General features: G+C 70.5%; 13 protein-coding genes and 1 pseudogene. 5 read left to right on the top strand and 9 right to left on the bottom strand.

Annotation, left to right across the window (positions count from 1 at the left end):
• Window positions 1–495: 495 nt before the first annotated feature.
• A complete protein-coding gene (locus ACZ4XX_RS38440; RefSeq protein WP_468512457.1) occupies window positions 496–834 on the bottom strand; it encodes a hypothetical protein in 339 nt (112 codons plus the stop codon).
• 44 nt (window positions 835–878) lie between these two features.
• Here ACZ4XX_RS38440 and ACZ4XX_RS38445 point away from each other — a divergent pair, with 44 nt between their 5' ends.
• Both ACZ4XX_RS38445 and ACZ4XX_RS38450 read left to right on the top strand, forming a co-directional pair.
• Window positions 879–2,084: a cupin domain-containing protein gene (locus ACZ4XX_RS38445; RefSeq protein ID WP_468512458.1), complete on the top strand. Its 1,206-nt coding sequence runs from the start codon at window positions 879–881 to the stop codon at window positions 2,082–2,084.
• Between the two features lie 10 nt (window positions 2,085–2,094).
• Window positions 2,095–2,991: a sucrase ferredoxin gene (locus ACZ4XX_RS38450; RefSeq protein ID WP_468512459.1), complete on the top strand. Its 897-nt coding sequence runs from the start codon at window positions 2,095–2,097 to the stop codon at window positions 2,989–2,991.
• A 439-nt stretch (window positions 2,992–3,430) separates the two neighbouring features.
• Here ACZ4XX_RS38450 and ACZ4XX_RS38455 read toward each other — a convergent pair whose 3' ends face one another.
• From ACZ4XX_RS38455 to ACZ4XX_RS38465, 3 genes and pseudogenes are all read right to left on the bottom strand, one after another.
• A complete protein-coding gene (locus ACZ4XX_RS38455) occupies window positions 3,431–3,880 on the bottom strand; it encodes an SRPBCC family protein (protein WP_468512460.1) in 450 nt (149 codons plus the stop codon).
• A gap of 288 nt (window positions 3,881–4,168) precedes the next feature.
• Window positions 4,169–4,450: a hypothetical protein gene (locus ACZ4XX_RS38460; RefSeq protein WP_468512461.1), complete on the bottom strand. Its 282-nt coding sequence runs from the start codon at window positions 4,448–4,450 to the stop codon at window positions 4,169–4,171.
• A gap of 7 nt (window positions 4,451–4,457) precedes the next feature.
• Window positions 4,458–4,729: pseudogene (locus ACZ4XX_RS38465) on the bottom strand (sigma factor-like helix-turn-helix DNA-binding protein); the annotation flags it as partial.
• Window positions 4,730–5,030: 301 nt separating this feature from the next.
• On the opposite strand from ACZ4XX_RS38465, the gene ACZ4XX_RS38470 reads away from it, so the two are divergent.
• Window positions 5,031–6,572, top strand: coding sequence for a M4 family metallopeptidase (locus tag ACZ4XX_RS38470; RefSeq protein WP_468512468.1), 1,542 nt, complete (start codon window positions 5,031–5,033; stop codon window positions 6,570–6,572).
• A gap of 419 nt (window positions 6,573–6,991) precedes the next feature.
• Here ACZ4XX_RS38470 and ACZ4XX_RS38475 read toward each other — a convergent pair whose 3' ends face one another.
• The 3 genes from ACZ4XX_RS38475 to ACZ4XX_RS38485 are packed head-to-tail and all read right to left on the bottom strand — an operon-like array spanning window position 6,992 to window position 10,078.
• Window positions 6,992–8,206, bottom strand: coding sequence for an MFS transporter (locus ACZ4XX_RS38475; RefSeq protein ID WP_468512462.1), 1,215 nt, complete (start codon window positions 8,204–8,206; stop codon window positions 6,992–6,994).
• A gap of 7 nt (window positions 8,207–8,213) precedes the next feature.
• Window positions 8,214–8,681 carry an ArsI/CadI family heavy metal resistance metalloenzyme gene (locus ACZ4XX_RS38480; protein WP_468512463.1) on the bottom strand — a complete coding sequence of 156 codons (468 nt, stop codon included), beginning with the start codon at window positions 8,679–8,681 and terminating at the stop codon, window positions 8,214–8,216.
• A 32-nt stretch (window positions 8,682–8,713) separates the two neighbouring features.
• Window positions 8,714–10,078, bottom strand: a complete 1,365-nt coding sequence (locus ACZ4XX_RS38485; protein WP_468512464.1) for an NAD(P)-binding domain-containing protein — start codon at window positions 10,076–10,078, stop codon at window positions 8,714–8,716.
• Window positions 10,079–10,297: 219 nt separating this feature from the next.
• Between ACZ4XX_RS38485 and ACZ4XX_RS38490 the strand changes: the two genes are divergently transcribed.
• The gene (locus ACZ4XX_RS38490) at window positions 10,298–10,660 is read left to right on the top strand and encodes an ArsR/SmtB family transcription factor (RefSeq protein WP_468512465.1); all 363 of its coding nucleotides are present in this window, start codon (window positions 10,298–10,300) and stop codon (window positions 10,658–10,660) included.
• Window positions 10,661–10,951: 291 nt separating this feature from the next.
• On the opposite strand, the gene ACZ4XX_RS38495 is transcribed toward ACZ4XX_RS38490, so the two are convergent.
• Entirely contained in the window at window positions 10,952–11,305 is a 354-nt protein-coding gene (locus tag ACZ4XX_RS38495) for an ArsR/SmtB family transcription factor (protein WP_468512469.1), read from the bottom strand.
• A gap of 23 nt (window positions 11,306–11,328) precedes the next feature.
• Window positions 11,329–11,658 (bottom strand): ArsR/SmtB family transcription factor, encoded by a 330-nt coding sequence (locus ACZ4XX_RS38500; RefSeq protein ID WP_468512466.1) that lies wholly within the window; start codon window positions 11,656–11,658, stop codon window positions 11,329–11,331.
• 300 nt (window positions 11,659–11,958) lie between these two features.
• Between ACZ4XX_RS38500 and ACZ4XX_RS38505 the strand changes: the two genes are divergently transcribed.
• Window positions 11,959–13,086 (top strand): permease, encoded by a 1,128-nt coding sequence (locus ACZ4XX_RS38505; RefSeq protein ID WP_468512467.1) that lies wholly within the window; start codon window positions 11,959–11,961, stop codon window positions 13,084–13,086.
• Window positions 13,087–13,239 lie beyond the last annotated feature (153 nt).

The raw sequence follows: 13,239 nt of genomic DNA on the forward strand, positions 1-13,239 counted from the left end.
AGGGTTGGGGAGACTTTCCTTCTTGGGGAAGCGTGAACCACCGGAAAGGCCACCACTTCCCCCCCTTTCTTCTTTTTCCCTTCGTCACCTCCACCCCCCCCCCCAGCTCCCGCTTCAGGATCTCTTCGCCGGCGTCGCACGGCAGCTGGTCCGCCAAGGGGGCACCTCCGCCGTCGGCGGCGGGGGTCTCGCCACGATCCGGTGATCGCCACGGAGACCCTCCGGTACCCCTGGGGAGGATCGAAGTCCATGGGCCATGCCTCGTACGTCGCATTCAGACACGTCACCGGCTTGCCCTGCGGTGCATCCTCCTTGCCGTCGCTGTCGTCCCTGCCGCGGGCGGGCACCGTCCGGTCACGTCCCTCACCGCTCGCCCGGGTGTGCCCGCGGCCAGGGAGAAGTCCGTCGACGGCCGCTCCGGTTGCCGCTCCTTCCCCCGTGGGTGAGCTTGGAAAGGGGCCCGAACGGGCCGGCCCTCGGTAATCGTCCTTGTCCTCAGGAGGAAACATGGCGCACCCCGAGCAGGACCCGAACCAGCAGGAAGGTCCGATGGACGGCGGTGCTGCCGGCACGCCCGACGTCCACGACGGCGGTGCGGACGGCGGAGCCGACGGCGGTGCGGACAGCGGGGCCGACGGAGGAGCGGACAGCGGGGCCGACGGAGGCGCTGACGGAGGAGCCGACGCCGGTGGGGACAGCGGGGCCGACGGCGGTGCCGACGGCGGTGCCGACGGCGGTGCCGACGGAGGAGCCGACGGAGGAGCCGACGGAGGAGCCGACGGAGGAGCGGAAGGCCCGGCGGACGGCGGCGCGGCCGGCACACCCGGCGTACACGACGGCGGTGCCGACGGCGGCGCCGAAGAGGGCGGCGGCAGCGTTTGAGCGCCGTCCCCACGACGCTTCGGGACACGGCCGCAGACCTTCATGGCCGCGTCCTGGAGGAACGTCTGATCAGCCTCAGCCGGGAGGAGTTCGCCCTGGAGGTCTGGGGGCGTACCCCACTGCTCACCCGCCGAGTCAGTGACTTCTCCGACCTGTTCTCCGCGTCCGCGGTGGACGAGCTGCTCTCCCGACGCGGGCTGCGCACGCCGTTCCTCCGTGTCGCCAAGGACGGGTCCACCGCCCCCGAGTCCTCGTTCACCTCACCAGGGGGAGTCGGCGCGTCGGTCGCGGACCAGCTGGACGACACCGCGTTGTGGCGGAGCTTCGCCGACGGCAGCACCCTGGTCCTGCAGGCGCTGCAGCGCACCTGGGAGCCGGTCACGGACTTCGCGACGCGGCTCGGCACGGAACTGGGACACCCCGTACAGGCCAACGCCTACGTCACCCCGCCGCAGAACCGCGGCTTCGACGATCACTACGACGTTCACGACGTCTTCGTCCTGCAGGTCACCGGCACCAAGCGCTGGATCGTCCACGAGCCCGTGCATGCGGACCCGCTGCGCGACCAGCCCTGGACCGCTCACCGCGCCGCGGTCGCCGATGCCGCGCGGACAGAGGCGTACATCGACGCCGTGCTCGAACCCGGCGACGTCCTCTATCTGCCGCGGGGCTGGCTGCATGCCGCCGAAGCGCTGGGCGCGGTGTCGATCCATCTGACCCTCGGCGTCCACACGTGGACGCGGCACGCGCTGGCCGAGCAACTCGCGGAAGCCGCCCTCGCGTTGCTGCGGGAGGATGTGGAGATGCGCGGCTCCCTCCCCCTGGGTGTGGACGGACCGGGCGAGGAACTCGCCTCCGTGCGCCGACGTCTCGTCGCCGCGCTCGCCGAGGCCGACCCCGCTCCCCTGTTCCACCGCGCGCGCCGCGGCCAGGCGCGCCCCGCACCCATGGGGCCGCTGGCACAACTCGGGGCCCTCCACAGCCTCGCGCCCGACACGCCGGTGCGGCTTCGCGAGGCGTTGGAAGCACGGCTGGTGGGCCGGCGTCTCGCCACCCGCGTCGGGTGGCTCGACCTCGCGGAGGCAGACCTCCCATCGGTGCTCCAGATCCTCGACGGCGGCACCCGCCCTGCCGGCGACCTCGGCCTTCCCTTCGTCGAACGGCTGCTGCGGGCAGGCGTACTCGTCCCCACCGAGTCATGAGACAGTCCCGATGACGACTCCGGCACGGTTCCTCTGCGCCGACGCTGCGCGCCTCCGCGGCGACCCCCTCGCAGGCACGGCGCCGTACGGCTCGGTCTGGATCCTCATCGAATACCGGGCCGGCTGGCCGTCCAACGGCTTCGACGGACTCGATCTCGAACCCGAGGTCAAGGCACGGGTGAGTTCCGCCGCACGCGCGATGCGCGCCCGCGTGCTGCTGATCAGGCGCCACGGCCGCCGCAGGCCGGACGAACGGCCACGGTGGGCCGTCCTGCGCTACGAGAAGGACGGCGCCCACCGGCAGGCATGGGGAACCTGGGACGACGACAGGGAGCTGGCGGCCATCGTCACCGCCCTGGACGCGCCCGGAGAACGGGGCCACCCACCCGTCGTCCTCGTCTGTGCCCACGGGCTGCATGACACCTGCTGCGCCGTCCGTGGCCGTCCGGTGGCACGTGCGCTGAGTGATGACTGGCCACAGCTGGTGTGGGAGTGCACCCACGTGGGAGGCGACCGGTTCGCCGCCAACGTCGCCGTCGCACCCGACGGCGTCTACTACGGCAACCTCGACGCCCCCTCGGCGGTCACGGTGGTCGACGAGCACCTGGCGAACCGCATCCACGCGGACCACCTGCGCGGATACACCGACCTCGTCCCGCCCCAGCAGGCCGCGCTGTCCGCTGTGCTCCACCACGTGGGTCCGTCGGGTCGGCACGACTACGTCATCGAGGAGACGGTCCGGGACGACAACCGCTGGCGGATCCGCGTCACCGGCCGCCTCGCCGGTCTGTCGACCTTCGAGGTCGAGATCCACGCCCACCGAGCACCGGCGCACCGACTGACCTGTCGCGGCCTCTCCCCCAGCTCAGCGGTGTACTACGAAGTCGCGTCGCTTCGTGTCGGCTGAGGACCACGCCGTCACCCTTTCGGACCCCCTCCCTGGCCCCGGCTCGCCCGCGGCCGGGAGCGGTGATCGCCGCCCGGGCAGTCGGGCGGCGCCGTTGCCGCCCAGGTTGGTCGGGCGCCCTTGGCGGGGAGCCTCACGCCGCCGCGCCGGGCCCGCGACGGCGGCATGAGGGACGGGCCGCGCCTCCCTGTTCACGTACACCACGCGCCCTGCCCGTGTCTCCCGTCGCCCCGAGCGGCCGGGGCCCCGGCCGTCGGCGTGCCCGCGCCCGTCCATGGCCGAGGGCTCGCCTGAGTTCGGCCTTGTCCAGCTTCGAACGGCCGTCGATGCCCCGCTGCCCAGCCTCGTTGTGGAGCTGCTCCTTCGTCGGGCCCTCCGCACCCGTACGGCGGGCACCCGTGCCAGGGCGACGTCATGCGGGCCCTGGCTCTTCGGTCCGTCAGACCTGTCCGCGCCATCCCCCGGTGGCCGCGCCCCGTTCTTCGATGAGGTGCTTGAACCGCTTCAGGTCGCCCTTGACCTGCCGGTCGACGAAGCCGAGCTTGTCGCCGATGTTCTCCGCCATCCCCTCGGGATCGAAGTCCATCATCAGCGTGATCTGCGTACGGGAGGGGTCGATGGGCTGGAAGGTGACCAGGCCGGACTGTTCGATCTCGTCACCGACCGTGACCCAGGCGACCTTCGTGTCCGGGATCTGCTCGGTGATCTCCGCATCGAACTCCCGCCGTACGCCACCGATGCTGGTCACCCAGTGCGTGAGCCGTTCCGTACGCTGCTCGATCCGTTCCACACCATCCATGAACTGCGGGTACGTCTCGAACTGCGTCCACTGGTCGTACGCCGTGCGGACCGGAACATCGACCTCGATCGACTCCTTGACATGCGACATGAGCCGTCTCCTCTGCTTGTGAAGGCGATACGGGAGCCGGCGTCTCGCGCCCGCCCGCTCCCGCCGGGGTATCTCATCCGTGCCCGTACTCGCGCGCCGACGCCCGACTTCGCGCACGAACACCCCGGAGGGGGCCCATTTCGAGCCGAACGGACTCCAGGTGTCGCACCCGACGGGACGGGACTTTCACGACGCTCGATTCGAACGAACGCACGACTTCAGTCGGGTGCCCCTCCAGGGTGAAGGCGCGGCCTCACCGCCCGTACGGCCATCCAGGACCGCGCGCCCTCACCGCCCGTACGGCCTTCCCGGTGGCGAGAAGCGGGCTGCTCGTCGCCAGGCGGGCCGTTCCTTGCCGGTCAGCGCTTCCTGGCGGATCCAGCGAAACAGAGTGGAGTTCTCGACGGTGGTCACCACACTGACGGTGGAGCGGACGTGGCGGTCGTCGTCCAGTAGCCCCAGGAGGGCGGCGGCCAGGTCCCCACGAGCGGTGAACCTTCCGTCGGCGTGACCCTCGACGAGGGTGTGGTCGGTGACCGACGCCAGGTGGAAGGGCCCACTCGGGCGCACGATCGTCGTGGCGACGCGCTCTGACCGCCAGTTGGCGGCATGCCGCGTCCGAGCGTCCGACCGGCTCGGCGATCTCCGGGAAGCCGTAGCCGAAGGCCTCGCGGAGCACGAACACCGCGCGTTCGAGCGGGGTGAGCCGTTCCAGCAGCAGAAGCGCCGCCGTCGATGCCGAGTCGGCCAGCTCGGCCGCGCGCTCGGGGTCCTGGTAGGGGTCGGTCAGCAGGGCTCGGGGAACCACGGCCCGACGCATTCCTCGCGGCGGACGCGGGCGGAGTTCAGCGGCCTCCCCCACCGGGAGTCCCATCCTCCCTTTCGGGTGCAAGCTTCACGACACCCTCATCCAATCGCCCGAAGGAACCACCAACCGGCCGCATAGCGGACACAGTTCTCTGTCCTTCGGACAACAGATGGTCAAATCCTTGTTGCATACCTGTCAAACAGGTTCGTTCGCTGGCACGCTCACACCCGCACCACACCCCCCACGATCCCCACGCTTTGCAGCGAAGGAGCCCGCGTGACCCGCCAGCAGTCCTCGCACCGCCGTACCGCCACCGCCACCGCCCTGATCGCATCGGCCGCCATGGTCGTCGTCGGAGTCCAGACCGGCTCCGCCAGCGCCGATGCCCAGCGCGAGGCCGGCGCGACCACGCTCGTACTCTCCGGCACTCAGCGTGCCGCCGCCGTCCAGGAGGCCCAGGCAGGAGCCGCCGCCACGGCACGGGCCATCGGCCTCTCCGGCCAGGAGAAGCTCGTCGTCCGGGATGTCGTCAAGGACTCCGACGGCACGGTGCACACGCGGTACGAGCGCACCTACGAGGGTCTCCCCGTGCTCGGCGGCGACCTCGTCGTGCACCAGAGGAAGAACGGCGGCCGCGCCACCACCAAGGCGACCAACGCCCGTATATCCGTGGCGAGCACGACCGCCTCGGTCACCGCCACGAGCGCGGGCGAGTCCGCCGCGGCCTCCTCCGACGCCCGGTCGGCCGCGCCCGCCTCGTCCCGCAAGGTGATCTGGGCGGCCACCGGCAAGCCGACACTCGCCTGGGAGACGACCGTCACGGGCGTCCAGGCCGACGGCACCCCGAGCGAGCGCCACGTCATCACCGACGCCACCTCGGGGAAGGAGCTGTACTCCTACGAAGCCATCGAGACGGGCGTCGGCAACACCCAGTACAGCGGCCAGGTCACGCTCGGCACGGCACCCTCGTACACCCTGACGGACACCGCTCGCGGCGGCCACAAGACGTACGACCTGAACGGTGGCACCAACGGCACCGGGTCCCTCTTCACCAACGGCACGGACACCTGGGGCAACGGCCTGGCGACGAACCGGGCGACCGCCGCCGCGGACGCCCACTACGGCGCGGCGGTGACCTGGGACTTCTACAAGAACGAGCTCGGCCGCAATGGCATCCGCGGTGACGGTGCCGCCGCCTACTCACGCGTCCACTACGGGAACGCGTACGTCAACGCCTTCTGGTCCGACTCGTGCTTCTGCATGACGTACGGCGACGGAACGGGCAACACCAAGCCGCTGACCTCCCTCGACGTCGCCGGCCACGAGATGTCCCACGGCCTGACCGCCTCCACCGCCGGACTGCGGTACAGCAAGGAGTCGGGCGGCCTCAACGAGGCCACCTCCGACATCCTCGGCACCTCGGTCGAGTTCTACGCGGCCAACGCCACGGACGCCGGCGACTACCTGATCGGCGAGAAGATCGACATCCGCGGCAACGGCACCCCCCTCCGCTACATGGACAAGCCGAGCCGCGACGGCAACTCCGCCGACTACTGGTCCAGCAGCGTCGGCCGCCTCGACGTCCACTACTCCTCCGGCCCGGCCAACCACTTCTTCTTCCTGCTGTCCGAGGGCAGCGGCACCAAGACGATCAACGGTGTCTCCTACAACTCCCCGACCAGCGACGGCTCCACCCTCACGGGCATCGGCCGCGCCAAGGCCTACAAGATCTGGTTCAAGGCCCTCTCCACCTACATGACCTCCTCCACCAACTACGCCGGCGCCCGCACGGCCACGCTCTCCGCAGCCTCCGACCTCTACGGCACGGGCAGCGCCGAGTACGCCGCGGTCGCCAAGGCCTGGACCGCGATCAACGTCAAATAACTCCCGCGGGCGCCCTGCCCGTCGCCACGGCACCGGGGCAACTTCTCGGTCCTGCCGAACGGGAGAACACGCCCGGTACAGAGATTTCGACCCGACTTCGGGCGTATCGCCGGGGCTGCCTGCCCGGTGATCCATTCGACCCGGACAGCGGACCGGCAGCGGGGCCTGCCCGAAACGGGCAGGCCCCGCAATCGTGTGAGGAGCTACGGGCACACGAGAAGGCCGGACCCTGGACCGGCTGCCAAGACGTTCACAGGACGAGGCGTCGCCCTTGAGCGGCAACCACGCCTCGGCGACCACGGAGGCGACCGTGAAGGCGCCTGCGCGGAGTCTCACTGCGCAGGTCGGCGACCTTTCAAGCCCGCTCACGTGCCGACTTCGGTGCGCCGTCGCACCCTGCCCCGGTGGTGCCGCGTCTCCTACAGCTCGCGGGCCGAGGTCCTGGTAGCGATGGCCGCTGCCGTCAGGGCGAGTGCGGCAAGCAGGGCGAACAGCCCGGGTGTGCCGCCGAGAGGTGGAGCGAGAAGGGCGGCGGCGAAGGGCGCAAGGGCGGAAGCGGTCATGGCGGGTGCGCTGAGGATGCCGGAGAGACGCCCGTAGTGGGTGGTGCCCCAGCGGTCGGTGATGGCGGTGGCCTGGAGGAGGGTGAGGTTGCCGCGGACGACGCCCGCAGCGACCGACACGGCGATCAGCAGGCCGTAGGGGCCGGGCGTCACCGCGAGGGCGGCTGTGGTCAGGGCACCGAGGGCCATGAGAACGACCGTGCGGGTGATGGTGCCCGTGCGGCGGGCGAGGGTGGCGTAGAGGGAGCGACCGAGGGTCTGACCGGCGCCGCCGAGGGCGAGTGCCCATGCGGCCTGAGTGGTGGTGTAGCCGCGTTCGGTCAGGAGCGGGACGAGGGTGACGACGACGGCGTACATCGCGAACGCCGAGAGCATGAAGGCCAGCGCGAGCAGTACGAACGCGAGGCTGCGCACGACGTCCTGCGGTGTCGAGGGTGCGTCGGCGGGCGCGGGTGGTGCCGACGGCCAGGGTGCGCGCAGAGCGAGTGCGTGCGTGGGGATGGTGACCGCGGCCAGGATCGCGGCGAGCACGAGGAAGGTGGTCCGCCAGGTGAAGTGGTCGGCCAGGGTGGCGGTGACGGGCGCGAAGACGGTGGAGGCGAGGCCGCCCGCGAGGGTGACGACGGTGAGGGCGCGGAGGTGGTCGGGGGCGAACCAGCGGGTGAGGGCGGCGAACGTGGGCTGGTAGAAGGTGGCTGCCATCGCGAACCCGGCGAGCAGCCAGCCGGCGAAGAACACCGGCAAGTCGGGAGCCAGGGCCACGACCACGAGGCTGACAGCGCCCACTGCGGAGCCCGCGGTCATGACGCCTCGGGGGCCTCGCTGGTCGATGATGCGGCCGACGCGAATTCCAGCGAGGCCGGAGACGATGAGGGCCAGCGAGAAGGCGGCCATCGTGGCGGTGGTGGACCAGCCGGTGGCGGCGGTGATCTCGGAGTTGAGAACGGGGAAGGCGTAGTAGACGATGCCCCAGCTGGTGATCTGGGTGGCGCACAGCGCGGGCAGGACGGCGCGGGGCCCCGACCGGTCCCCTGCTCCGGTCGCGGCCCCGCGGGTGTGGAGGTCGGGCATCGAGAGGTCAGCAGCATCCGCCGGCGGCGACCGGTTCACTCACCTTGTCGGCGACGGTGGCCGTCGTGCCGGCGCAGCACGTGCTGCCCTGTTGCCTGGTGAGGTTGTCGGCGTCGGCTTTGACGACGTACACCTCCCACGGTTCGCGGCCGGGGCCGTGGACCCACACCTTGTCCTGGACGGCGTAGCAACAGGTGGTGTTGTTCTCCTCCGTCGTCGCCAGCCCCTCGTCGCCCAGGCGGGCGGTGGCGTCGCGCACCGCCTCGGTGGTGTCGACCTCGACGCCGAGGTGGTCCATGCGGGTGTCCTCGTTCTCGGCGCCTTCGATGAGGACGAGCTTGAGCGGCGGTTCCGCGATGGCGAAGTTGGCGTAACCGTCACGGAGCTTGGCCGGCTCGGTGCCGAAGAGCTTCGTGTAGAAGGCGACGGATGCCGCCAGGTCGGGAACGCGCAGGGCGAGCTGTACGCGGGACATGGTGTCCTCCAGTTGTGGATGGATGGGCGGGGTCAGCAGCCGCTGGAGGCTGCCGGGGCTCCGACGCCGATCGGGAGCGCCGTCGGCGTCGCACAGCAGCCGCCGTCGGTCGCAGCGTCGGCTGGCTGATCGAAGAGGCCGGCTCCGCCGCAGACCCCGGTCTCGGGAAGTACGAGCTCCACGCGCTCGGCGGACTCGTGGTCCCCGGCGATCGCGGCGACGACCGAGCGGACCTGCTCGTAGCCGGTGAGCGCCAGGAAGGACGGCGCGCGGCCGTAGGACTTCATGCCCACCAGATACACGCCCTCCTCCGGGTGCGACAGCTCCCTCACACCGTGCGGGTAGACGGTGCCGCAGGAGTGCTGGTTCGGGTCGATGAGCGGCGCCAGCTCGACGGGCGCCTGCAGCCGTTCGTCGAGCCCCAGGCGCAGTTCGTCGAGGAAGGTCAGGTCGGGGCGGAAGCCGGTCAGGACGATGGCCTCGTCGACCGGGTCGAGTCGGCGGCCGTCTTCCGCGACCAGGACCAGGTGCTCGCCGTCGCGTTCGACGGCATCCGTACGGAATCCGGTGACGGCCTCCGCGTACCCGTCCGCGACCGCGGCCTTCGCCGCGAGGCCGAGAGCTCCACGGGCGGGGAGCTGGTCGGCGCTGCCCCCGCCGAAGGTGGCGCCCGAGATGCCCCTGCGCAGGATCCAGGCGGCACGGGTACCGCTTCCGTCCTCCGACGCGGCCAGGGCGGCGAGCGAGGCGAGTGCGGTGAAGGCAGAGGCTCCGGAGCCGATGACGGCCGTGCGCTTGCCGGCGTATCGGGCGCGCACTGCGGGGTCCTTGAGATCGGGGACGCTGTAGGAGATCCGGTCGGCCGCCGCGCGCTCGCCGAGGGCCGGGAGGCCGTCCCCGCCCGCCGGGCTCGGGGTGGACCACGTACCGGAGGCGTCGATCACGGCTCGGGCGAGGACCCGCTCCTCGCGTCCGTCTCCGTACCGGATGTGCACGGTGAAGGGCTGCTGCTCGCGGTCGGCGTCGACGACGCGGTCGCGTCCGGTGCGGGAGACGCCGGTGACCTGGGCGTCGAGCCTGATCATGTCGCCGAAGACGTCCGCGAGCGGCTGGAGGTAGTCGGCCACCCAGTCGCCGCCGGTCGGGTACGTGTCCGCGTCGGGCTTCACCCAGCCGGTCGGCGCCAGGAGCTTCTCGGCGACCGGGTCGACGACCTCGCTCCAGGCGGAGAAGAGCCGCACATGGGACCACTCCCGCACAGAGGCTCCCGCCCGGGTGCCTGCCTCCAGGACGAGGGGCTCCAGGCCCCGGTCGACGAGGTGCGCGGCAGCGGCCAGTCCGACGGGCCCGGCTCCGACGACCACGACGGGCAGTTGGTCGGTGGCGGTGACGTTCACGGCTCTTCCCCTTTTGATTCGACGTTCGTCGATCTCTTGCACCTTCACCATCCCACCTGATTCGACAAGCGTCAACATAGACAGCTATCGAATTCAGATCGGGACTGGATCCGCGCGCCCTCTCGCGATTGATGGGCCCCATCGGAGTGCACGCGACGGGAACGCACAGCCTCCAGGGCGCACCTGAGCCCCTGGTTCGACATGTGTCAACATAGATACATGTCGAACGTGAAGGTGCTCCCGGTACTGCAGCCCGAGACAGCGCCCTGCTGTCCGCCGCTGAACGAGCGGCCCCTGACCGCCGAGGAGGCCGAGCGGACCGCCGTCATGTTCAAGGCACTCGGCGATCCGGTCCGGCTGCGGCTCTTCTCCTCCGTCGCCTCACACGAGGGCGGCGAGGCATGCGTCTGCGACATCTCCGACGTCGGCGTCTCACAGCCCACGGTCTCCCACCACCTCAAGAAGCTGAAGGAGGTCGGGCTGCTCTCCTCGGAACGGCGCGGCACCTGGGTCTACTACCGCGTCGAGCCTGCGGTCCTCGCGACCATGGGAGCCCTGCTCACCAAGGCCGCTTCAGCCTGAGCCCAGCCCGGGGACAACCTGGTTGCACAGGAGGCCGGGCGAGAACGCCCGGCAGGCCGACATCAGGGCACGCGGTTCACTGCCCGAGGGGTGCCGTGGCGTTTCGACTGGACGACGCCTTCGTCGCGTGAACGCGTCGGCCTTCATCGCGGAGTGCGGCGCGACACGGCTCTCGTGGAACGGCGCAGCCCGCACGTCGGCTGACCCCTGTCGAGACGGAACGCGCCGTCGCCACCGGTTCGGGGAGGCCGGCGCGCCGAGCCAGCGGAGCTCTCGGAAGCGCTCGACGTCCTACCGGCCGGCCTTGTCGGTGTCGGCGAGAAATGCGCCCAGCGATGCCAGGACGCCGGGCGCCGGTCGGTAGTACACCCAGGTGCCGCGCCGCTCGGAGGTGAGCAGGCCTGCCTCCCTGAGCTTCTTGAGGTGATGACTGACGGTGGGCTGGGAGACACCCACGTCGGCTATGTCGCAGACGCATGCCTCACCGCTGGGGTGAGAAGCCACTCTGGACAGGAGGCGGAGCCGGACGGGGTCGGCCAGCGCCTTGAACATCGCCGCCATGATCTCGGAGTCCCGTTCGGACAGCGCGGCGGTGACTATGGGAGGGCAGCAGGCACCGGCCGGCGCACTGGCCATGAGGGGCATCGACTCGGTCACCGGGCCGGCCCTCAGGCGGAGGCCGCAGGGCGGCCCATGACGGCGTCGGCAGCGCTGGGGAAGCAGGCCACGCAGGCGACGTTGATCGAGTAGAGCATCGACGTCCCCCGGCGCTCACGCTGCACGAACCGCACGTCGGCGAGCAGTTTCAGATGGTGGGACACCGTCGACTGCCCGACGCCCACGCGGTCCACGATCTCTCCGACGCTCATGGGCTCCGCCGCCAACGCGAGGAGGTTGAGAATCTGCACGCGGGTGCGATCGGAGAGGGCTTTGAACCAGGTGGCGTAGGCCTCGGCCGCGCTTCGGTCGATCAGTTGGGCATTCATCGCACTACTCATGATTCATCGATGCTATTCGATGAGCGACCGCGACGGCAAGGTTCACCTCGCGCGAGGAAGCGCCCCGAGAGGCCCTCCCTCACGAACACCATCTCTGCACATTCGCCTCACCAAGGGCACGAGGGACGTCTTGGCCGCCACTCGGCCTTCAATCCCATTGCCCGCCACCTGCTTAATCGTCTATCATCGATATTCGATAAAGGGGGGTCGATCGACCCTCCCTGCGCGGCTCGCCACGCCCCCGTCGGCCTCCTCACGGCGCCGCCCCCTCATGTGTCACCGTCTCAGAGAGGTTCACCTGTGGACGAATTGCTGGCCCTCGGCCGGTTCATCCTGTTCGAGGTGCTGCACTACCTCCCGTGGTTCCTGGTCGCCATCGTCCTGGGAATCGCCGTACAGCGTCTGTCCATCGACGTGGTCGCGCGCCGCAGCTTCGCCCACGGGCGCAGGGGCGTCCTCGGCATCGCCATCGTCACGGCCATCGGAGCGTTCAGCCCCTTCTGCTCCTTCACCGTGATCCCGCTGATCCGCCGCTTCCTGATAGCGGGCGTGCCTCTGTCGGCGGTCATGTCGTTCTGGATCGCCTCCCCTTCGATGGACCCGGAGATCTACGCGCTCTCCGCCGCCCAGCTCGGGCTCCCGATCGCGACGGCCCGCCTCATCGGCGCCTTGGTGCTGAGCTTCGGAGCGGGTCTCATCGTCCTGGCCCTCGAACGGCGAGGGCGGTTCGCGGACCCGCTGCTCGACTCCACCGAGGAGAAGACGCCCGCGAAGTCCTGCTCGCAGGAGGCGGTGACCGTTCCCGAGACGGCGTGCTCCACCGCGAAGGCGACCGTCCCCGAGCCCGTGACCGTCGGTGGCGGCGGCGGTACCGGCGACGGCAGCACGTCCGACGGAGGATGCGGAGGGGCCGCACAGGAGTCCGAGCCTGCGGCGGGAGGTTGCTCCACCGCCGCACGGAACGACGCGGACGACGACGGCACTCCGTGGCGTGTGCTTGTCCGGCGGGACATCAAGAACCTGCGCGCCGGCGAGATCCTCAAGGAGATCGTCAGCGACTCGCTGATCCTGGGCAAGTGGCTGCTGCTCGCCATCGTCCTCGAAGCCCTGATCGTCCGCTACGTGCCCACCGACGTCGTATCGGGCATCCTCGGCACGGACGGCGTCCTCTCCGTCCTCGTCGCCGGGCTCATCAGCGTCCCGCTGTACCTCAACGGCGTCGGTGCCATCCCGGTCGTCGAGGGCCTCCTGGACCAGGGCATGGTCGCAGCCGCCGGTGTCACCTTCCTCCTCGGCGGTGCCATCACCACGATCCCGGCGATGGTGGCCGTCAAGAGCGTCGTCAAGGCGAAGGTCTTCGCGTTCTACCTCGGCGTGGGCCTGCTCGGCAGCGTGGGCATCGGCCTGGTCTCGCTGGCCATTCTCTGACCTGGAGCTCCTCCTCACCCCCCACCCACGCTCCTGTGGGGGGGGGGGGGGGGAAGGGGGGGGGGGGGGGGCCGAACACCCCGCGCACCCGCCCCGAGCGTACCCCCGAGAAAAGAAAGAACAGCCCCACCACACCCCCCCACAAAAACAGAA

The organism is Streptomyces sp. NPDC029956 (assembly GCF_055574655.1).

What these genes read in the sequence shown, in the direction of transcription:
- ACZ4XX_RS38500 (WP_468512466.1), bottom strand. Translation starts at nt 11,658, where the DNA reads ATGAGTAGTGCGATGAATGCCCAACTGATCGACCGAAGCGCGGCCGAG.
- ACZ4XX_RS38495 (WP_468512469.1), bottom strand. Translation starts at nt 11,305, where the DNA reads ATGCCCCTCATGGCCAGTGCGCCGGCCGGTGCCTGCTGCCCTCCCATA.
- ACZ4XX_RS38450 (WP_468512459.1), top strand. Translation starts at nt 2,095, where the DNA reads ATGACGACTCCGGCACGGTTCCTCTGCGCCGACGCTGCGCGCCTCCGC.
- ACZ4XX_RS38490 (WP_468512465.1), top strand. Translation starts at nt 10,298, where the DNA reads ATGTCGAACGTGAAGGTGCTCCCGGTACTGCAGCCCGAGACAGCGCCC.
- ACZ4XX_RS38480 (WP_468512463.1), bottom strand. Translation starts at nt 8,681, where the DNA reads ATGTCCCGCGTACAGCTCGCCCTGCGCGTTCCCGACCTGGCGGCATCC.
- ACZ4XX_RS38470 (WP_468512468.1), top strand. Translation starts at nt 5,031, where the DNA reads ATGGTCGTCGTCGGAGTCCAGACCGGCTCCGCCAGCGCCGATGCCCAG.
- ACZ4XX_RS38455 (WP_468512460.1), bottom strand. Translation starts at nt 3,880, where the DNA reads ATGTCGCATGTCAAGGAGTCGATCGAGGTCGATGTTCCGGTCCGCACG.
- ACZ4XX_RS38475 (WP_468512462.1), bottom strand. Translation starts at nt 8,206, where the DNA reads ATGCCCGACCTCCACACCCGCGGGGCCGCGACCGGAGCAGGGGACCGG.